20 protein-coding genes are annotated in these 18,471 nt (G+C 65.6%); 11 read left to right on the top strand and 9 right to left on the bottom strand.

Annotation, left to right across the window (positions count from 1 at the left end; all coding sequences use genetic code 11):
* Nucleotides 1-42: 42 nt before the first annotated feature.
* From ACMGFI_RS17985 to ACMGFI_RS17975, 3 genes are all read left to right on the top strand, one after another.
* Nucleotides 43-618 carry an SHOCT domain-containing protein gene (locus ACMGFI_RS17985; RefSeq protein ID WP_436911374.1) on the top strand — a complete coding sequence of 192 codons (576 nt, stop codon included), beginning with the start codon at nt 43-45 and terminating at the stop codon, nt 616-618.
* Between the two features lie 57 nt (nt 619-675).
* Nucleotides 676-1,512 (top strand): tRNA pseudouridine(38-40) synthase TruA, encoded by an 837-nt coding sequence (truA, locus tag ACMGFI_RS17980; protein WP_436911531.1) that lies wholly within the window; start codon nt 676-678, stop codon nt 1,510-1,512.
* A gap of 597 nt (nt 1,513-2,109) precedes the next feature.
* Complete coding sequence (locus ACMGFI_RS17975; RefSeq protein WP_436911373.1) at nt 2,110-2,844, top strand: class I SAM-dependent methyltransferase; 735 nt, start codon at nt 2,110-2,112, stop codon at nt 2,842-2,844.
* Here ACMGFI_RS17975 and ACMGFI_RS17970 read toward each other — a convergent pair whose 3' ends face one another.
* Nucleotides 2,845-4,269, bottom strand: coding sequence for a M28 family peptidase (locus tag ACMGFI_RS17970; protein ID WP_436911372.1), 1,425 nt, complete (start codon nt 4,267-4,269; stop codon nt 2,845-2,847).
* Nucleotides 4,270-4,420: 151 nt separating this feature from the next.
* On the opposite strand from ACMGFI_RS17970, the gene pepF reads away from it, so the two are divergent.
* Together pepF and ACMGFI_RS17960 are read left to right on the top strand one after the other, a co-directional pair.
* The gene (pepF, locus tag ACMGFI_RS17965) at nt 4,421-6,211 is read left to right on the top strand and encodes an oligoendopeptidase F (protein ID WP_436911371.1); all 1,791 of its coding nucleotides are present in this window, start codon (nt 4,421-4,423) and stop codon (nt 6,209-6,211) included.
* Nucleotides 6,212-6,304: 93 nt separating this feature from the next.
* On the top strand, nt 6,305-6,643 hold the full coding sequence (locus ACMGFI_RS17960) for a DUF7968 family protein (protein ID WP_436911370.1): 339 nt from the start codon (nt 6,305-6,307) through the stop codon (nt 6,641-6,643).
* 430 nt (nt 6,644-7,073) lie between these two features.
* Here ACMGFI_RS17960 and ACMGFI_RS17955 read toward each other — a convergent pair whose 3' ends face one another.
* The 4 genes from ACMGFI_RS17955 to ACMGFI_RS17940 all read right to left on the bottom strand — a co-directional run bounded on the left by ACMGFI_RS17955 (nt 7,074) and on the right by ACMGFI_RS17940 (nt 9,444).
* Nucleotides 7,074-7,937 (bottom strand): hypothetical protein, encoded by an 864-nt coding sequence (locus tag ACMGFI_RS17955; RefSeq protein ID WP_436911368.1) that lies wholly within the window; start codon nt 7,935-7,937, stop codon nt 7,074-7,076.
* A gap of 15 nt (nt 7,938-7,952) precedes the next feature.
* A complete protein-coding gene (locus tag ACMGFI_RS17950; protein WP_436911366.1) occupies nt 7,953-8,219 on the bottom strand; it encodes a hypothetical protein in 267 nt (88 codons plus the stop codon).
* Between the two features lie 105 nt (nt 8,220-8,324).
* Complete coding sequence (locus ACMGFI_RS17945; RefSeq protein WP_436911365.1) at nt 8,325-8,783, bottom strand: DUF5812 family protein; 459 nt, start codon at nt 8,781-8,783, stop codon at nt 8,325-8,327.
* A gap of 88 nt (nt 8,784-8,871) precedes the next feature.
* Entirely contained in the window at nt 8,872-9,444 is a 573-nt protein-coding gene (locus ACMGFI_RS17940) for a DUF8056 family protein (RefSeq protein ID WP_436911364.1), read from the bottom strand.
* A gap of 131 nt (nt 9,445-9,575) precedes the next feature.
* On the opposite strand from ACMGFI_RS17940, the gene ACMGFI_RS17935 reads away from it, so the two are divergent.
* From ACMGFI_RS17935 to ACMGFI_RS17925, 3 genes are all read left to right on the top strand, one after another.
* Entirely contained in the window at nt 9,576-10,871 is a 1,296-nt protein-coding gene (locus tag ACMGFI_RS17935) for a phosphoglucose isomerase-related protein (RefSeq protein WP_436911362.1), read from the top strand.
* Between the two features lie 498 nt (nt 10,872-11,369).
* Nucleotides 11,370-12,158 carry a CPBP family intramembrane glutamic endopeptidase gene (locus ACMGFI_RS17930; RefSeq protein ID WP_436911359.1) on the top strand — a complete coding sequence of 263 codons (789 nt, stop codon included), beginning with the start codon at nt 11,370-11,372 and terminating at the stop codon, nt 12,156-12,158.
* 160 nt (nt 12,159-12,318) lie between these two features.
* The gene (locus tag ACMGFI_RS17925; protein WP_436911358.1) at nt 12,319-12,465 is read left to right on the top strand and encodes a CopG family transcriptional regulator; all 147 of its coding nucleotides are present in this window, start codon (nt 12,319-12,321) and stop codon (nt 12,463-12,465) included.
* Between the two features lie 199 nt (nt 12,466-12,664).
* Here ACMGFI_RS17925 and ACMGFI_RS17920 read toward each other — a convergent pair whose 3' ends face one another.
* Together ACMGFI_RS17920 and ACMGFI_RS17915 are read right to left on the bottom strand one after the other, a co-directional pair.
* On the bottom strand, nt 12,665-13,123 hold the full coding sequence (locus ACMGFI_RS17920) for an NOB1 family endonuclease (RefSeq protein WP_135366014.1): 459 nt from the start codon (nt 13,121-13,123) through the stop codon (nt 12,665-12,667).
* Nucleotides 13,124-13,363 carry a PRC-barrel domain-containing protein gene (locus tag ACMGFI_RS17915; protein ID WP_436911356.1) on the bottom strand — a complete coding sequence of 80 codons (240 nt, stop codon included), beginning with the start codon at nt 13,361-13,363 and terminating at the stop codon, nt 13,124-13,126.
* Nucleotides 13,364-13,512: 149 nt separating this feature from the next.
* Here ACMGFI_RS17915 and ACMGFI_RS17910 point away from each other — a divergent pair, with 149 nt between their 5' ends.
* The 3 genes from ACMGFI_RS17910 (at nt 13,513) to infB (ending at nt 16,599) form a co-directional block, all read left to right on the top strand.
* The gene (locus ACMGFI_RS17910; RefSeq protein WP_436911354.1) at nt 13,513-14,052 is read left to right on the top strand and encodes a plastocyanin/azurin family copper-binding protein; all 540 of its coding nucleotides are present in this window, start codon (nt 13,513-13,515) and stop codon (nt 14,050-14,052) included.
* Nucleotides 14,053-14,098: 46 nt separating this feature from the next.
* Nucleotides 14,099-14,707 carry a cupredoxin domain-containing protein gene (locus ACMGFI_RS17905; protein ID WP_436911352.1) on the top strand — a complete coding sequence of 203 codons (609 nt, stop codon included), beginning with the start codon at nt 14,099-14,101 and terminating at the stop codon, nt 14,705-14,707.
* 77 nt (nt 14,708-14,784) lie between these two features.
* The gene (infB, locus tag ACMGFI_RS17900; RefSeq protein WP_436911351.1) at nt 14,785-16,599 is read left to right on the top strand and encodes a translation initiation factor IF-2; all 1,815 of its coding nucleotides are present in this window, start codon (nt 14,785-14,787) and stop codon (nt 16,597-16,599) included.
* 217 nt (nt 16,600-16,816) lie between these two features.
* On the opposite strand, the gene ACMGFI_RS17895 is transcribed toward infB, so the two are convergent.
* Complete coding sequence (locus ACMGFI_RS17895; RefSeq protein WP_436911350.1) at nt 16,817-17,218, bottom strand: hypothetical protein; 402 nt, start codon at nt 17,216-17,218, stop codon at nt 16,817-16,819.
* Between the two features lie 511 nt (nt 17,219-17,729).
* A complete protein-coding gene (locus tag ACMGFI_RS17890; RefSeq protein WP_436911348.1) occupies nt 17,730-18,422 on the bottom strand; it encodes a hypothetical protein in 693 nt (230 codons plus the stop codon).
* Nucleotides 18,423-18,471: the final 49 nt, after the last annotated feature.

The following is an 18,471-nucleotide window of genomic DNA, read 5'->3' as shown; positions in this document are numbered from 1 at the left end:
GAGCCGAAACAGTCTCGTGACTGACGTTCCTTCCCGCGATCGATGGGCGACGACGAGGACGGCATCGACTGGCAGCGCGTCGGTCGCGTCGCCACGGAACCCGACGGGTCGCTCCACTGGGGCCGCGTCCGGAGCGCCGTCCGCGGCCGCGGCTCGCGCGAGGACGCGGACCTGACGGCGCTGGTGGTGCTCGCGCTACTCTGGACGTTGCTCGGTCCCGTTCTCGCGGCCGGCTTCCCGGCGGTCGTCGGGCTGGCGCCCTGGCAGACGGGCGGTCTCGGCGCCGTCGTCCTGCTCGGGCTGGTCGCAGCGGTCGTCGACCGTCTCGACGAGTACAAGGTGACCGACGACGACGTGGTGATCGAGGAGTTGCGCGCCCGCTACGCGGCCGGCGCGCTCTCGCTCGACGAGTTCGAGCGCCGCGTCGAGCGCGTCGTCGAGGACGGTCCCGAGGCCGTCGACCCGTCCATCGGCGGCGACCCGGACGACGGCGAGCGCGACCCGGTCGCGATCCTCCGGGAGCGCTACGCCCGCGGGGAGATCGGCGACGACGAGTACCGCCGCCGGCTGGACGTGCTCGGTGAAGACGTACCCGACCGGGTCTCCGAAACGTCCTGACCGAACCGCCCCGAAACCGACAAGGCCCGCTCTCGCGAAGCGCGAGCGATGCCGGAGATGCGCGCCTACCGCGTCGCCTACGACGGCCGGCCGTTCCACGGGTTCCAGCGCCAGCCCGACGTGCCCACCGTCGAGGGCGCGCTGTTCGACGCGCTCCGGGACCTGGGCGTGCTGGACGACGGGGCGGAGAAGCCGGAGGCGTACGCCGCGGCGGGGCGGACCGACGCGGGGGTCTCGGCGCGGGCGCAGACGGTGGCGTTCGCGGCGCCCGGGTGGCTCTCGCCGCGTGCGTTCAACAGCGAGTTGCCCGCATCCGTCCGAGCGTGGGCCAGTGCGGACGTGGCCCCGGACTTTCACGCCACTCACGGTGCCGAGTCGCGGGTCTATCGCTATCACCTGTACGCACCCCGCGACGGTGACGGGGGGCCGGACGGCGGGCGCGCGCTCGACGAGGGCCGGGTTCGGGACGCGCTCGCCCGGCTCGCCGGCGAGCGCGACTTCCACAACCTCACGCCGGACGAGGAGGGGACCGTTCGGGACCTGTCGACGAACGTCGAGCGCGACGGCGATTTCTTGGTCGTCGAACTCGCCGCTGGCGGGTTCGCCCGCCAGCTTGTCCGGCGCGTGGTCGGGCTCGCCGTCGAGGTCGGGCGCGGCGAGTCGGAACTGGGGAAAGTCGACCGTGTGCTCGGCGAGGAGGCGGTCGAGGGGCCGGAGGGCGTCGCCCCGGCGCCGCCGTACCCGCTCGTCCTCTGGGATGTGGACTATCCCGGAGTCGAGTTCTCGGCGGACGAAGACGCGGCCGCGAGCGCCCGCGAGGTGTTCGGTGCTCGGTGTGTAGAGTTCTCGGTCCGTGGGCGTGTGGCCGGTTCGATCCGCGACTCGATAGAGTGAGTGGTCGATTCGTGGTGTTTCGATGTGGTTGCCGACTCTCCTCGAATGGCCTCGGCACGCTCGGTAGCTGGAGTCATCACCGCACTCGACATTAAGCGGTGAAAGCCCTCGGCCCGCTCGCTCGCAGTCAACTCGACCGCCGGAAACAACAGGCGATGAAAGCCCTCGGCCCGCTCGCGGTCGCTGTCGCCGGAAATCGAAGATTTCCGAGATGACGAGAGAGCTTCGCTCTCTCGAACCAAGCGACATACCCTCGCTCCGCTCGGGTAGGGGTCGCTCAGACGACTGAACTGCACGCGAGCGAGCCTCGCCCTTTCAGTCCACCAGGACCGCAACCGCACAGCACCGCAGACGGCCACGAGCCTCCCCAGCCGATTGCGTTACTCGTCGCTACGCTCCTGCGTTACTCATCCCTCGCGCGATGCTGTCGCGTCTAGCGAGAGCAAAGCTCTCGCTGACCTTCGTTCGCGTCGCTCACGAAGAAGACGAGACTCGCGACAGCGCGCGCCGGGTGGCCGACTCCCGGGCTCGAAACGCCGTGGGACGGTCCCGCAAGCCGACACAAGACCTATCGGAACCGGCCGAAACAGACGGGGTATGACGGAGGAAGTGAAGGAGTGGTGGGAGCTGACGGCCCGCTGGTTTCAGGACGACATCGACCTCGACGTGGGGGTCAACTGGACCGGCGTGGGCGTCGACGACGACCTGCGGCTCCTGCTGGACGTTGCGGGCAAGGACGTGCTGGAACTCGGCTGCGGCGGCGGGCAGTGCTCGGTCGCGCTGGCCGAGCGCGGCGCGAACGTGACGGGACTGGACCTCTCGGCGGAACAGCTCGATTTCGCCCGCGACCTGGCGGCCGAGCGCGACGCCGACGTGGCGTTCCTCCAGGGCGACGTGACCGACCTCCCGTTCGCCGATGATTCGTTCGACGTGGCGTTCAACGCCTACGTCTTCCAGTGGGTCGACGACCTGGCGGCCTGCTTCCGGGAGACTCGCCGCGCGCTCCGCGAGGGGGGTCGGTTCGTCTTCTCGATGCCCCACCCCGTCTACGACCTTGCCGACCCCGAGAGCCACGAGGTCGAGGAGAGCTACTTCGACACGGGGCGACAGGTCACCCCCCAGAACGACCTGGAGACCGACATGGTGACCTACCGCCACCGGGTCAGCGACGTGTACAACGCGCTCGTGGGGGCGGGGTTCCGGGTCGAGCGGCTGCTCGAACCCGGGTCGGACGACCCCGACGACTACGAGGAGGGGCCGTGGGGCGAGCGCAGGCCCGAACTGCTGGCGAAACTGCCGTCGACGCTGGCCGTCGAGGCGCGGGCGGCGTAGCTACGCCCACTCGTCGGGCCAGATGTCGGCGGCGCGCATCCCCTTAGCGGTGCCGGCCTCGGTGAGCGCGTCGCGGACGGTCGCCGGATCGAGCCGCGGCAGGTCGCTGGCGGCGACCGCGCGGACGAACAGGGCGACCAGCATCGCGTGCTCGCGGAGCGTCCGCCGGTCGGCCTTGTCGCGGGTGTCGGCGCGGGTGTGGGTCCAGCCGCGGTCCCACGGCCCCGCCGAGTCGGGATTGCTGCTGTGCAACTGCAGCGCCGGGACGCCCGCCCGGAGGAACGGCCAGTGGTCGCTGTAGGGGTGCGGTCGCTCCTGCACGTCGACGGGGTGGCCGACCGCGTCGGCGACGCCCTCCGCGAGGTCGCCCATCGACTCCGAAGCGTGGACCAGCGCCGTCAGGTCCCGATAGCGGCCGGCGCCGTCGACGTTGACCACGGCGTGTACGTCCCAGAGGTCGAGGCGGTCGGCGAGCGCCTCGCTGCCCATCAGCCCGAGTTCCTCGCAACTGAGGCCCGCGACCCGGACCGGGCGGTCGAGGTCCATCGCGCTCAGAACCCGCGCCGCGCCGGCCAGGGTGGCGATCCCACAGCCGTTGTCCAGCGCCCCCTCGCCCACATCGTGGGCGTCGAAGTGCGCCACGACGACCACCTCGCCGTCGGCCGCGTCTGCCGCCCGCTCGCCGCTGTCGTCGGAGTCCGGTTCCGACTCCGTTCCCGGCCCGACCCGGCCGACGACGTTGCGGCTCGTGGCCGGTTCGGTCTCGGCGTCGACGCGCAGGTGCGCCCGGGCGCCCTCGCTCGCGTACTCGCGGAGCCACTCGCCGGTCTCCCTGCTCACGCCGAGTCCCGGGATCGCGGCCTCGGCGTCGAACCGGAGCGAGCCGGTCGGCGGGAGCTGTCCGGGGACGTGGTTGGTGAAGACGAACGCCTCGGCGCCCGCCGCGGCGGCGTGGCCGACCTTCTCGGCGCGGTGGTAGGGGCGGCCGAAGTCCGGCGGCGTCGCGGTCCGCGTGACGGCGACGGCGCCCGACACGTCCGCGGCGTCCAGTTCCGCGGGCGTGCCGTAGCCCACGTCGACCAGCGGCGCCTCGCACTCGTGGGCCGGCGAGTAGGGGAGCGCGACGGCCTCGAACGACCGCTCGACGCCGCGGTCGGGAACCGCGACGGCGAGGTCGGTCGTCCCGCGGGTCCAGCGGTTCATTTCGAACGGCTGTTCGCGGACCGCGCGGACGCCCGCCGACTCGAAGGCGTCGGCGACGAGTTCGGCCGCGCGGCGGTCGCCGGGGTGACCGCCCAGCCGGTCGTCGAGTTCGGTCAGCCGCGTCAGCAGTTCCCACGAGTCGTCGGCGAGCCAGGCGCGCCCCAGCGCCGCGGCCCCCGGGTCGTCGCCGCCGAGCGACCCGCCGGCGTCGAATCCGTCCATACCGTCTCTCCCGTCGCCGGCGACAAAAGCGCGCCGTCCGGTGCCCGGGCCGACCCGGGATTCGCGGCTCCGCGGGGCGGTCGTCGGGTCCGCTGTGTCCGCCCCGTCCGGCATCGAACGGCTTACGGCGCGACGGCGCCAACTCCGGGCCATGAGTTCCGTGCCCGAGCGCAGCGACATCGACGAGGAGTACAAGTGGGAGCTCGAATCCCTCTACGCCGACGACGAGGCGTGGGAGGCCGCCTTCGAGTCCGTGCAGGACCGACTCGACGACCTCCGGGCCTTCGAGGGGCGGGCGACCGACGACCCCGAGACCCTGCAGGACTGCCTGGAGACCTACGAGTCGATCATGCGCGAGGTGGCGAACGTCTCCGCCTACGCGCGGATGCGCAGCGACGAGGACACCGCCGACAGCCACTACCAGGCGCTGTCCTCCCGGGCTCAGTCGCTGTCCTCGGAGGCCTCCTCGGCCGCCAGCTTCCTCGAACCCGAGATCCAGAGCCTCGACCGCGAGACGGTCGAGCAGTACATCGAGGCCAACCCCGACCTGGAGGTCTACGAGCACTACTTCGACGACGTGTTGCGGATGAAACCGCACACCCGATCGGCCGAGGTGGAGAACCTGCTGGCCGACCTGGGCGAGGTGCTGGGCTCGACCGGCGAGGTGTACAACATGCTCACCAACGCCGACATCGAGTTCCCCAGCGTCGAGGACCCCGACGGCGAGCCCCGGCGGATCACCCTCAACAACTTCACGACGCTGCAGGAGAGCCCCGACCGCGACTTTCGCCGCGACGTGTACGAGACCTTCTACGACGAGTGGGAGCAGTACCGCAACTCCGTCGCCGCCGCCTACCGGAACAGCGTCAAGACCGACGTGAAACTCGCCCGCGCCCGGAACTACGACACCGCCCGCGAGGCCGCCCTGGACGGCCCCAACGTCCCCGTGGAGGTGTACGACACCTTGGTCGACACGGTCGACGACAACCTCGACGTATTGCAACGCCACGCCGACCTCAAGCGCCGCTCCATCGGTGCGGACGAACTCAAGATGTGGGACCTGTACGTCCCGATGGTCGAGGGCGAGAGTCCCGACGTGGGCTACGACCAGGCCCGGGAGTGGGTGACGGGGGCGGTGGAACCGCTCGGCGAGGAGTACCAGGAGTGGCTCGCCGAGGGGCTCGAATCGCGGTGGGTCGACGTGTACGAGACGGAGAACAAGCAGTCCGGGGCCTACTCGGGCGGCACTTACGACTCCCAGCCGTTCATCCTGATGAACTACCAGGACGACGTGGCCTCGATGTACACGCTGGCCCACGAGCTGGGCCACTCGCTGCACTCCGAGTACACCAGCGAGCACCAGCCCTACGTCTACAGCTCCTACGAGATCTTCGTCGCCGAGGTGGCGAGTACGGTCAACGAGACGCTCCTCACGCATCACCTGCTCGACGTGGTCGACGACGAGCGGCTGCGCCGGCACGTCCTCAACCAGTACCTCGAACGATTCAGGTCGACGCTGTTCCGACAGACGATGTTCGCGGAGTTCGAGCACGAGACTCACCGACTCGAAGAGGACGGCGAGGCGCTGACCGCCGACCGGCTGGACGAGGTGTACGGCGACCTCAAGGGGAAGTACTACGCCGACGCCGACGTGGACGACCGCGTCGCCCGCGAGTGGATGCGCATCCCGCACTTCTACCGCGCCTTCTACGTCTACCAGTACGCCACCGGCATCTCCGCCGCCGTCGCGCTCGCCCAGGGCATCCTGGAGGAGGGCGAACCGGCCGCCGAGCGCTACCGCGAGTTCCTCGCCAGCGGCTCGCGGGAGTACCCGCTGGAACTGCTGGAGTCCGCCGGGGTCGACATGACCACCTCCGACCCCATCCAGTCGGCCATCGACACCTACGACGAGTTCCTCGACGAGTTCGAACAGCTGATCTGAGCGGTCCCCTCGTCTCGGCCCTCGATCCCCCCGTTTCGACTCGAACCGACGACCGACGGAACCCATTTCCGCGTCACGACCCAACACTGACCGATGAGCACAGACCAGCGACAACCGGGAGACGACGCGGCGACGAAGGTGGTGCTGTCCTACCCGTCGGACCTCAGTTCGTGGGGGCGGGACAAGCTCGACGGGTCGCCGTTCCGCGCCTACCTGCGGAAGACGCTCGGGCGCGTCGAAGCGGGACAGACCACCGAGCAGTTCACCGGCGTCGGCTGTTGTGGCGACACGCTGGACGTGCCGCTGAAGGTCGAATCCGTCGAGGGCGGCGACGCCGTCGGCGAGTCGACGACCGTCGAGTACGAGGTCCGCGATTCCCGCGAGGTCGAGGGCGGGTGGCGCGTCCAGAGCGCGGGCGGGCCGACGGAGTAGTCTCTATACAAACTCGCATAACATGCCTATATTCTCATTAATAGTTGTGATCATATCCCTCTGTACTTAATTTCAGAATGACATGGCTAATACCCAGGAATAGGAACCCAATCGTAATGAATAGTAATATCATCTCTATCCTATTTGGGCTCTTTGCAAATCCTGAAAGTTCAAATAGTGATATTAGGTAAGTTACACTCCAAATTCCGAAACTGGTAATATATGTAATAAATACCCACTTTGGTTCGTCATCAGGGGACCCCTTTGAATGGTTATAAATGAACGCGCCAGTCGCGAGAGAAAGTATTAACAATCCCCCTAATACTTTCTCTGGAGATGAGTAATATAGATATCCAAAATTCACTCCCGGTAGGAATGAGAATAATGATGGATTTCTGTCGAGTATAGCATTTGCCCTTCTGGAGACCATCTATTCGAGAGTCATTCCATCCACAGAATCGGGATAGATTCTATATCGCGTTGATGGGTTATCTACTTCAACCAACATCGTGACACAATCCGTGTCGCGCTGGAACTCAAGAATGGACCTCTCTAAGACACCACGAGCTCTGCTACCAACTGCTAACGCATCTACAAACTCTATCTGGATCGGATATGATGTGTATTTCGAGAGTTTGTTTTTTATTTCTTTCACTACTCCCGGTGGCTGATCGGACCCGCCAACAAATACAAAGAACGGCTTTTCTTGGAGAATTTCAGAATAAATCCTCCTGTATTCCGAGTGGTCCACCCCTGATTCGTCCAAATTTTCAAATATTTCTCTAAAATACCCGTCCTTATCATAATATCCGGAGCTCACTAAGTTTGAAACCGTGAATGCGTGATCGAAGTCTTGGCTCAAGTCATATTTCATGCTATCCATCTCTTGCCTACTAATATAGATTTCATCCCGCTCCCAGTCTTGTCTAATTGAAAGACATCTCCGCAATAAAGTCGTTTGATTATCAGAAAGATATTGAGAAAAGAAATCAACAATCTCATTAATACGGGTGTCTGAAATGCCAGACTCCGATATTATTTTATACTTGTCTGTTTCTGGGAGGAAAATTCCTTCTTGTTCGTGGAACAATGGTCCTAACTGTCGGATTACGTCTTCTCGAGATTCTTTGTCCCAAGCATCAATATTAAGTTCAATAATGTTCTTCTCCCCCTCATTTTTAATATTGAATTTTGGATGGTCCTCCCCTTTCCGGACGATTTGTGGTTGAGCATCATCAATATCTACATCACCAATAGCATCCCTAACAGTATCAACAAAATCGTCAATAACCATCTTCGGGAACCTATTCTATCTAAGTCCGTGCTTTTGTTCCACGTACTCAGAGACCGATGAGTAACTATCTTTTACGACGATCTTTGAACCCTTTCCTACACCGCCAAAATCTTCAATCGGGACTCTCTCGCCTTCCGCTGACTCCACAGGTTCACCGGTGTCCTTATCAACGACATATCCATCATTGTTAACTTCCATCCCGAGTTCCTCCAGGACTGTCTCTGCTGCACTCGGGCCAAATGTAACATTCCCTTCCATTCTAACCACCGGGCGAGCGTTCACTCGCTGCTTTCTACTTGCCCCGCCACACATATAGATTTGGCTTCGTTCGTAGAATTCAATTAGGCAATCCGGATCAGCTACTTAGTAAAATTCACAAATCAGGACCTAAGGCAGATACCGTACGCTCACGACGCCCGGCTCGGAACGTATCTCGACGCGTTCGACGCCGAGGCGGGCGGCGCGTTCGACGGTCGCCTGGTCGTCGCGCACGTCGGCGACGGCGCTGTCGGTCGACTCCTCGGGGACGGTCAGCACGTGGACCTCGCCGGTTCCCGCGCGCTCGTGGGTGGTCACCTCGCCGACCGGCTGGTCGGCGGCGGTCTCCCGTGCCTGCTGGGTCGGCGGCTCGTCGTGTTCCTCGACGGAGACGGTGAACCGCCGGTCGATCTCCTCGACGGTCCAGACCACGTCCATCGGCGGCTCGGGGGCCAGCGTCCCCTCGACGGCGACGCCGGCCTCCAGGTCGGGATTGCTCCCGAGCGTGTGGATCTGCCCGTCGCTCACGTCGCGCAACACCGCCGACTCGGGGTCGGCCTCCGTGACGACGAACGTCCCGGTCTTCATGGGCGCCCGTAGCCGGTCGGGGTTTTTCCCCGTTTCGACGGCGACTCGTCGGGTCGGCGCCGATCGGTCCGCGACGGGCTCGCGGCCCTCACCGTAGCTGTCGGTGGGTGAGGTAGACCAGCAGCGCCGCGGCGACCGGCGGGACGACCGCCGCCTCGTTCGGTAACCCGTAGAGGAACTCGGCGACCGCGCCGAGGGCGCCGCCGGGGTCCTCCTGCAGGTCGGCCGGCGTCGTGATCACGAGGGCGACGTACATCGCCAGGAGGAACCCGTAGCCCGCCGCGGCCATCCCCCGGTCGTACCGGGTGTCCGAACCCACTCGTCGGTGCCGGCGGGCGACGAACAGCACCGGCCCCACCAGCGGCGCGAGCACCAGGAACATCAGGAACAGGAAGAAGGCCCGGGAGAAGGTGAACGAGCCGCCGGGCGCCTCGGCGGTCGCGCCCAGCAGGGTCACGACCGCGAACGTGAACAGGAGGACGATCCCGGCGCCGAACAGCGCGCTGGTGCCCGCGTAGATCCGGAACGCCAGCGAGTCGCTCGCGCGGAATGCGTAGGGGTAGGCGGTGAGGATCCCCTTGTACGTCTCCGCGGCGCTCCCGTCGCTCGACGCCGACGCGACCTCCCCGTCTGCGCCCGCCTCGTCCGTGGCGTCGCTCATCCCCGGAGGGTTCGGCTCGGCCGGGAATAAACCACCCGTTCCGGCGTCGGCGAGCCGTCGCGAGGCGGTGCCGGACGGCCCGCCGGCGCGACCCGAAAAGGACTATCCCTTCGCCGGGCGACCACCCGGCCATGAGGATCGACATCGGGAACGCGCTGGCGAGCGAGGCCGACCCCGGGATCAGCCGGGACGACCTCGACGACCTCGACGAGCGCGTCGCCGACGCCCACGACCGGATCGCCCGCGGCATGGCCGACGACGAATTCGGCTACGCCGCCCTCAGTCTCCCCGAACGCGCCGATCCGACCGAGATCGAGGCCGCCGTCTCCGGCTTCGACCCCGAGGCCGTCCTCACCGTCGGCATCGGCGGGTCGGCGCTGGGCGCGGTCACGATCACCGAGGCGCTGGCCGGCGACTCGCCGGTCGACCACCACGCGCTGGACAACGTCGACCCCGCCCACGTGAACCGATTGCTCGACGAGTTGCCGCTGGCGGAGACGGTCGTCCACGTCGTCTCCCGTTCCGGGACCACCGCCGAGACGCTGGCGAACTTCCTCGTCGTCCGCGAGGCGATGGACGCCGCGGGCGTCGACTGGAGCGAGCGGACGGTCGTGACGACCGGCGAGTCCGGTCCCCTGCGCGAGCTGGCCGAGCGCGAGGGGCTCCCGGCGCTGGACGTGCCCGAGGGCGTCCCCGGCCGCTTTTCGGCGCTGTCGACAGTCGGGCTGGTGCCCGCCGCGCTGATGGGTGTGGACCTGGAGGGACTGCTCGCAGGGGGCCGTGCGGGCGCCGACGCGCTCGCGGGCTCGCTGTACGACTGCCCGGCCTACGCCTACGGCGCGGTCGCCTACGCGCTCGACGAGCGCGGCGCGAGCGTCAACGCGATGATGCCCTACGCCGAGGGACTGGAGTCGTTCGCGGAGTGGTTCGCCCAGCTGTGGGCCGAGAGCCTCGGAAAGGAGGGCGGGGGACAGACGCCCGCCCGCGCGCTCGGCGCGACCGACCAGCACTCCCAGCTCCAGCTCTACCGCGCGGGACCGCGCGACAAGCTCGTCACCGTCGTCCGCCCGCGCGAGCGGCCGGCGTGTCCGATCCCCGAGACGGACGTGGACGCCCTCGAATACCTCGGCGGGCAGGACCTGGGCCCCCTGCTCGACGCGGAGTTCGAGGCGACCGAGGCGAGCCTCGCCGCCGCCGAGCGCCCCTCGGTACGGGTCGAAGTCGACGGGATGGACGCCGAGAGCGTCGGCCGCCTCCTCTTCGACATGGAGGCCGCCTGCGTGCTGGCGGGCGAACTGTACGGCGTCGAGACGTTCACCCAGCCCGCGGTCGAGTGGGGCAAGAAGGCCGCCCGCGGCCTGCTCGGCGGCGGCGACTTCAAGGAGGCCGACGCGGTGGCCGAGAAGACGGAACTCGTCGTGGAGTAGCCGGCGAGCGACGGAGTCCCCGACCAACGTCGTTGCTGGCGTACAGGGGAGAGCCGTTGCGGTGGGCGGTCGCGGTGCAGTCGGCGCGCGCTGGAGCGCGCGTTCATGCGCGCGACCGTAGCCGCGCGAGGGATGAGCGAGTGAGCGGCGCGAACGAGCGAATCGGCTGGGGAGGCTCGTGGCTGTCTGCGGTTACGGTCCCTGGCGGACTGAAAGGGCGAGGCGGGCTCGCGTCTAGTTTAGTCGTCTGAGCGGGCACTATCCGCGCGGGCCGTGCGGAGAGCGCGGATATCCCGCTCAGCGACCGCGAGCGCGGCGAGGGCTTTCGTCGTCTGCTGTCGAGTGCAGTCGATCCAACTCCGAGCGAGCGCGCCGAGGGCTTTCATCGCCTGTTGTCCCCGGCGGTCGCTGTCGTGCTCATTTCATCCGCACCAGAACCAACTACTCGACTCACGTGTTGAACTGAACGCGCTCGTCGGGACCGGTGCAGTCAAACCCGTGGGATACCTACCGGCGGGCACGCAGATGGGTTCGGAGTACTACCGCGTCGCCGACATGGAGACTCGGGTCGAGAGCCTCTTCCACTCGTTCGCGCTGGTGGTCTCGGCGTTCATCCTCGGGACCTTCCTGATCGCCGGCGCCGGATCGATTCTGAGCGCGCTCGGGTTCGACGTGGAGTCGACGGCGACGCTGCCGCCGCTGGCCTACGCCGCGCTGACGGCCACGCAGTTCGTCGGCTTCTTCGCCGTCATCGCGGCGTATCTCCGGTGGCGCTCCGACGAGCGGTTCTTCCGGGCGGCCGTCCCGTCGCTCCGGGACCTGGGCTGGGTCGTCGCCGGCTTCGTCGGCCTGTTCGCGGTCGCGACGGCGCTGTCGGCGGTCATCCAGTCAGCCGGCGTCGACAGCGCGACCAACCAGGTGATCACCCAGGGCCAGCGCGACCCCGTCCGCTTCCTCTATCTCATCCCCGTGACCTTCCTGTTCGTCGCCCCCGCCGAGGAACTGCTCTTCCGCGGGATCGTCCAGGGACTCTTCCGCCGGGCCTACGGCGTCGTCCCCGCGGTCGTGCTGGCCAGCGCCGTCTTCGGCGCGATGCACTACTTCGCGCTGCTGGGCTCGGAGGGGAGCATCGTCTCGTCGCTCGCGCTCACCGCCGCGCTCGGGCTCGTCCTCGGGGCGCTGTACGAACTCTCCGGGAACATCGCCGTCCCCATCGTCGTCCACGGGCTGTGGAACACGATGAGCTTCCTCCTGCAGTACCTGCAGGCGACCGGCGTCGTCGGCTGAACGCCCCGCCGTTCCCCGGCGCCCGTCCCGACCGCACGGACCCAGTCGGCGCCCCCAGCAGTGGCCGCCACCGCGGCGTCGCTCGACCGGCTCGACCGGAAATCCAGTCTGACGGTCGTCTGACGGGTAGTTAAGCGGGGTGAGGGGGAATACCCGGGATATGCCGACCCGCTACACGGTCGTCTGCGACGACGACCGCGCCCGGGAGATCAAGGCGATCGCTCGGCAGTACGACCTCACCGAGGAGGAAGTGCTCCGCCAGCTCGTCGAGACCGGGCTCGAACAGCTCGAAGAACAGGCACAGTAGCGGGTGGGGGGTGCAGTCGGTCGACGAGGCGGTTCGGTTGGGCCGACGAGGCGATTCGGCGGGGGCCGACGGTCCCGATCTCGGAGTCGGTCGGTGGACGGCCGGCCAGCGACGGCTCATACGGATTATTGCAAGCGTTTACCGGGTCGACCGCACGACTGGGTGCGGTCGATCCCGGAATGTCTTGCAATAATCCGTATCAGGCGGGGTTCTTCCGCGTGAGGTCGCTCCCGCAGACGGGACAGCGGTCGTGGTTCTCGTCGAACTCGCGGCCGCAGCCGGAACACTGGAAGCGCCAGTCCCGTTGCTCGGTGATGCCCTCGCGGGCGATGAGCTCGACCGCCACCTCCAGCTTCTCGGCGACGTTCTGCATGGCGTAGTCGTCGGTGACGAGCCGGCCGTCGAGCTCGAACGCCGCGGCGACCAGCCGGATGTCCGTCTCAGAGAGGGTTTCGAGGTCGCCGGTCTCGCGGGCGGCGCGCTCGATCCGCTCGACGGTCTCCTCTTCGGGGATGTGGATGTGCATCCCCGACCCCTCCATGGCGTCGTAGCGGTAGGCGCTCTCGTCCTCGAGCTCCTCGCGGACGAGCGGGATCGTGGCCTGCTGTTCGGTCGTGTGGTACTCGTTGATAAAAGCCGAGGCGTCGAGGACGTACATTTAGCGCTGGACGATCATCTGGTCTTTGACTGCCTGCACGCGGTCGACGGGCACGAGGAGGTGTCCCTGCTCGTCGACGTCGAACTGCGAGTTGTCGAGGTGCTCGTTGGGCTCGATGATGAGGTTCCGGAGCCGACCGGTCTCCAGGTCCATCGTGATGTTGTACAGCATCCCCATCTCGGCGCCGTCCGTCCCGGTGACGGCCTTGCCGGAGAGGTTCTCGGCGAGTATCTCGGCCATGCTCCCGACTACCGATTCAGGCCCTATAAACGCCACGGGGCCGTCTGACGGCCGCGTGACGCGGTGGGGGCCACGACCGCAGCTGTCGGGACTCGACCTCGGGACCCCGACCACCGGGGTTATGGCGGTCGTGGGCGAAGGCGTCGAGCATGGACCGCAGACGACTGTTGCGGACGGGTGCCGTCGCGCTCGCGGCGCTCGTCCCGGGGTGCGGGCTGGGATCGGACGACTCGACGGCGACGCCCGACGAGTCGGCGCCGACCGAGCGGCCGACGGCGACGGCGACGCCGACCGCGACCGACACCGCGACGGCCACGGCGACGCCGGAACCGACGCCGACGCCCACGGCCACCCCGACCGCCACGCCGACGGCCACTCCCACGCCGGCGCCGAGCGAGGCCGACCGGGTCGTCGCGGTCGCCGACGGGTCGTCGACCTTCGACCCCGAGACCTTCGAGATATCGACCGGCGAGACGGTCGTCTGGGTGTGGCACGGCTCCGGGCACAACGTCCGTGCGACCGCGCGGCCGCGGGGCTCGACGTTCACCGGCACGCCCGGCGACGACGGGACGACCTACGACGAGGGGTACACCTTCGCCCACACCTTCGCGGTCGCCGGCGAGTACGAGTACCGCTGTTACCCCTACCGCAACCGCGGCATGAGGGGGTCGTTCACCGTCACCGAGTGACCCGGAGCGTCGCGGGGTTTATCTCGCGACAGTCCCGAGCGGGCCCATGGACCGCCGTAGCCTGCTTCGACTGGGTGGAACCGCGCTCGCCGCCGCCGTCGCCGGCTGCGGCGGTGACGATGGGACCGAGACCGACGGCGACAGCCCCGGCACCGACGGCGGCGACGCGACGCCCTCCCCGTCGCCGACACCGACGGAGACGCCCGAGACGGCCACCCCGACGGAGACGCCGACACCCGACTCGGCACTGACCGGGACGCCAACCCCCACCGCCACCCCCGGCTCGGCGGCGACGCCGACGGGGACGCCGACCGCGAGTCCCACGCCCACCGAGACACCGACGCCCACGGCGACCCCCAGGCAGGCCGCACAGGTCGTCGCCGTCGCCGACGGGGGGCTCTCCTTCTCGCCCGAGACCTTCGAGATATCGACCGGCGAGACGGTCGTCTGGGTGTGGCACAGCTCCGGACACAACGTGCGCCCCGAGACGACCCCGAGCGGGTCCGAGTTCTCCGGGACGCCCGGCGGCGACGGCGACCTCTACGACGAGGGCCACGAGTTCTCGTTCACCTTCGAGGCGCCCGGCGAGTACGAGTACTACTGCAGTCCCCACCGCAGCGTCGGCATGACCGGTTCGTTCACCGTCACGGAGTAGCCGCGCGCGGGCAGATGAGATCACTTATCCGGCCTGCGGGGCTGATCCGAGACAACCGAACCTTCTGTGGTGATAGGATGGCAGACTCACAACCGACAGACACCGACGACGAGTCCGAAGCGACGCTTCGGACACCGATAGTCGCCGTACTCGGCCACGTCGACCACGGCAAGACCAGCCTGCTCGACGAGATCCGCGGCTCCGCGGTCACCGAGGGCGAGTCCGGCGCGATCACCCAGCACATCGGCGCGACCGCGGTCCCGCTCGACGTGATCTCCGAGATCGCCGGGGAGCTCGTCGACCCCACCGACTTCGACCTGCCCGGCCTCCTCTTTATCGACACGCCGGGCCACCACTCCTTCTCGACGCTGCGCTCGCGGGGCGGCGCGCTCGCCGACATCGCGATCCTCGTGGTCGACGTGAACGACGGGTTCCAGCCCCAGACGCTCGAAGCCGTCGACATCCTCACGCGCACCCAGACCCCCTTTATCGTCGCCGCCAACAAGATCGACACCACGCCCGGCTGGAACCCCAACCCCGGCGCCCCCTCCAAGGTGACCATCGAGGCCCAGACCGACCGCGTCGAGAGCGACCTCAACGAGAGCCTCTACGAGCTCATCGGCGACCTCTCGGACAACGACTTCTCCGCCGACATGTACTGGCGCGTCCAGGACTTCCAGAACAACATCGGCGTCGTCCCCGTCTCCGCCGAGACCGGCGAGGGCATCCCCGACCTGCTGACGGTCATGATGGGGCTCTCCCAGCGCTACATGAAAGAGGAGATGGCCGTCGACGTGGGCGGTCCCGCCGCCGGCACCGTCCTCGAAGTCACGGACACCCAGGGCTTCGGGACGACCGTCGACGCCATCATCTACGACGGCACCATCTCCGCGGACGACGAGATCGTGGTCGGCGGCGTCGAGGGCCCCATCGTCACCGAGGTCCGCGCGCTACTGCGGCCGCGCCCGCTGGAGGAGATCCGCACCGAGGGCCAGTTCCAGCAGGTCGACTCCGTGAAGGCCGCAGACGGCATCAAGATCGCCGCGCCGGACCTCGACGACGCGATGGCCGGCGCGCCCATCCGCGTCGTCGGTGACCGCGACGTGGACGAGGTGATCGAGGAGGTCCGGGCGGAACTGGCGGATATCGCCGTCCAGACCGCCGACGAGGGCGTCGTGGTCAAGGCCGACACGCTCGGCAGTCTGGAGGCGCTGGCCTCGACGCTCGAAGAGGAGGAGATCCCGGTCGTCCGCGCCGAGGTCGGCGACGTGGCCCCCCGAGACGTGCGCGTCGCCGAGACGGCCAACGAGGAGAAACACAGGACGATACTGGCGTTCGGCGTCGACGTGCTCGACGACGCCGACGACCTGGCCGACCAGGAGGACGTGCGAATCTTCGCCCACGACGTGATCTACCGGCTCGTCGAGGAGTACGAGGAGTTCGTCGAGGAGCGCGAGCGCGCCCAGCAGGACGAGGTGCTCGACAACATCACCCGACCGGCCCGCTTCCGGATCCTCGACGACCACACGTTCCGCCAGTCCGACCCCGCCGTCGTCGGCGTCGAGGTCCTCGGCGGCTCGCTCAGGCGCAACTCCCACGTCGCGCTCTTCGAGGGTGCCGAACCCGAGCGCGTGGGGCTGCTCAAGTCGATCCAGGACGAGGGCGAGGACGTCGACGAACTCGGGCGCGGCGAGCGCGCGGCCGTCTCCATCGACGGCCCCACGGTCGGCCGACAGATCGAGGAGGGCGACGAGCTCTGGACCGAGATCCCCGAGAAACACGCCAAGATCCTCGAACAGGAGCTCTCGGAGGACATCCCCGTCAGCGAACTCGAGACGCTCAACGCGTACCTCGAGAAGCGGCGCAACCGCGACCCCTTCTGGGGGAAGTAGGCGTTTTGTGTAGCCAGATGTTTACACAGAATCGGAAGCTTTAGCCGACAGTCGGGGTCAACCCCGCAGACTACTCCACTATTCTAATAGATAGCCGCTTCGCTACTTCTCGCACGTCACTTGAACCGACGGACACCCCCGAACGGCCCCGTCAAGATTACAGAGCGGACGGGCCCCTATCACTCCACGGTAGGGGTGGATTTGAGCGCGCTAAGCGTTACCCAAAGTCCATATTCTCGGGATTGAGCGGTATCATAGCCGCGGCGTCGTCCTCGGTAATAGGGTCACCAATCCGACTATGCTTACTTCCCCGCTCAAGAGCTTCCTCAAATGTCAAATCCATACTGAGCGGAATATCCGAGTAACTCTTGATATGCATTCCATACTCCTCACCAACTACGTCGGTGAAAAATACGAACAAATCAATAGCGATGTGGTCAACATCGTTCCATTCCCGACTAAGCCTCTGCATGACTTCGGAGAATGGGGCTTCGTAGGGTTCAGACCCACCACTGAACGGCTCGAGTTTGATCACACCGTCAAGTAGAACATTCATCTCTCCCGCCTCAACGGTACTTTCTCCGACCTTGTTGATATCGGGCGGCTTGTCGTCATGCATCGACGTAGTAGGTTTACGAACCATGGGATTTAGCGCTGAACTGACGACCGTTCCAGCTCCTTGGTATCCAGGCTTAAATTGGGGACCGTCGCCACCATTCTCTTGTTCGTAAATCACACACTGTGAATGGATATTGTCCGCGGGGCCCTCGCCACTATTGTCTATGCTAAGTTTCAGGGTATCGTCGTCCCCCCGATGACTGTCAAACGTTAGTCTCGGTTGATGGTTTGCCGCCATCAAAGCGGTCTGTCTCTGCATCAACCTATTTTGAGTTCGCTGAATCGTATTCTGTTCGTCCTGAATATTCCTCATACTGAGATAGACCAAAAACAGTCCCACCGTCAGAAGTAGTGAAACAACATCCGCGACATCAACAGACCAAAAATTGGGAGGAAGCGACTGTAATATAGTCTGCATATAAATACGCACTTACCTTGATGGAATAAACGTTTTCCCTCTACCGATTACACAGCCCCGCGAATGGCTCACGCGGTATGGTCGCTCTTGATGGTTAGTGGAAACAATTTATAGAGACTTGACTATCGTCTGTCGTCTCTGCATATTGTTCCCATATACGCCTTGGCGTCACCTCGTGGGGGATCTCATCAATCAAATTATCAAGTGAATATACTTCGCCCTCACTTTCTACAATTCGACGAACGTGGCTATCGAACAAATTTTGAGCATCCTCGTACTTGCTATACTGATCTATCGTTTGATGGTTGCAACTGGGGCATTCCCAAAAGTCTGGTCCTCCACCCACAGTAGCCACAGCGACAGGAGCGCTATTTTCACCATCATACATCACTGTCTGGCAATTTGGGCAGATTGCTTTGTATTCCACGTTAATCTCAGATATTCCTTCATCTGACAGTTCAGCTATTCCTCGCCAACAACTCCCCTCCACCTCAATACACCCATCAATTTCTGAGACTGTAGTTTCACCATTGATGTCTGTTCCAATTTCTTCGTCCGCCACCGTCTCCCCCTCCGACTCATTTTCCTTTTCCCAAATACCCCTCACAAACCAACCGCTCATCGCCCCGATAGCGAGAATTCCTGTACGAGCCATCCAGGTGAAAATGATGTTAATCGGCAATCGATCAGCCAGACCAGCAAATAAAGGTGGGTAAAAATTGGCGGCAGTGGGAATTCCGATCAGAACAACTGTAACCAGAATGGAAACAATTGTTAATCTACTCACTTCTGCAGGATTGCCACCCAATAGCAATATATTTATCGCCTTTTTGGGT

It is taken from the genome of Halosimplex marinum, assembly GCF_051414075.1.
In the GTDB taxonomy this organism is placed as follows: Archaea; Halobacteriota; Halobacteria; order Halobacteriales; family Haloarculaceae; genus Halosimplex; species Halosimplex marinum.
This window is presented reverse-complemented; position numbering and strand designations above follow the sequence as displayed.

Coding starts and splice junctions, on each gene's coding strand:
- ACMGFI_RS17910 (WP_436911354.1), top strand. CDS start 13,513: ATGGACCGCAGACGACTGTTGCGGACGGGTGCCGTCGCGCTCGCGGCG.
- ACMGFI_RS17925 (WP_436911358.1), top strand. CDS start 12,319: ATGCCGACCCGCTACACGGTCGTCTGCGACGACGACCGCGCCCGGGAG.
- ACMGFI_RS17970 (WP_436911372.1), bottom strand. CDS start 4,269: ATGGACGGATTCGACGCCGGCGGGTCGCTCGGCGGCGACGACCCGGGG.
- truA (WP_436911531.1), top strand. CDS start 676: ATGCGCGCCTACCGCGTCGCCTACGACGGCCGGCCGTTCCACGGGTTC.
- ACMGFI_RS17905 (WP_436911352.1), top strand. CDS start 14,099: ATGGACCGCCGTAGCCTGCTTCGACTGGGTGGAACCGCGCTCGCCGCC.
- ACMGFI_RS17945 (WP_436911365.1), bottom strand. CDS start 8,783: ATGAAGACCGGGACGTTCGTCGTCACGGAGGCCGACCCCGAGTCGGCG.
- ACMGFI_RS17955 (WP_436911368.1), bottom strand. CDS start 7,937: ATGGTTATTGACGATTTTGTTGATACTGTTAGGGATGCTATTGGTGAT.
- infB (WP_436911351.1), top strand. CDS start 14,785: ATGGCAGACTCACAACCGACAGACACCGACGACGAGTCCGAAGCGACG.
- ACMGFI_RS17985 (WP_436911374.1), top strand. CDS start 43: ATGGGCGACGACGAGGACGGCATCGACTGGCAGCGCGTCGGTCGCGTC.
- ACMGFI_RS17895 (WP_436911350.1), bottom strand. CDS start 17,218: ATGCATGACGACAAGCCGCCCGATATCAACAAGGTCGGAGAAAGTACC.
- ACMGFI_RS17940 (WP_436911364.1), bottom strand. CDS start 9,444: ATGAGCGACGCCACGGACGAGGCGGGCGCAGACGGGGAGGTCGCGTCG.
- ACMGFI_RS17975 (WP_436911373.1), top strand. CDS start 2,110: ATGACGGAGGAAGTGAAGGAGTGGTGGGAGCTGACGGCCCGCTGGTTT.
- ACMGFI_RS17960 (WP_436911370.1), top strand. CDS start 6,305: ATGAGCACAGACCAGCGACAACCGGGAGACGACGCGGCGACGAAGGTG.
- ACMGFI_RS17935 (WP_436911362.1), top strand. CDS start 9,576: ATGAGGATCGACATCGGGAACGCGCTGGCGAGCGAGGCCGACCCCGGG.
- pepF (WP_436911371.1), top strand. CDS start 4,421: ATGAGTTCCGTGCCCGAGCGCAGCGACATCGACGAGGAGTACAAGTGG.
- ACMGFI_RS17920 (WP_135366014.1), bottom strand. CDS start 13,123: ATGTACGTCCTCGACGCCTCGGCTTTTATCAACGAGTACCACACGACC.
- ACMGFI_RS17915 (WP_436911356.1), bottom strand. CDS start 13,363: ATGGCCGAGATACTCGCCGAGAACCTCTCCGGCAAGGCCGTCACCGGG.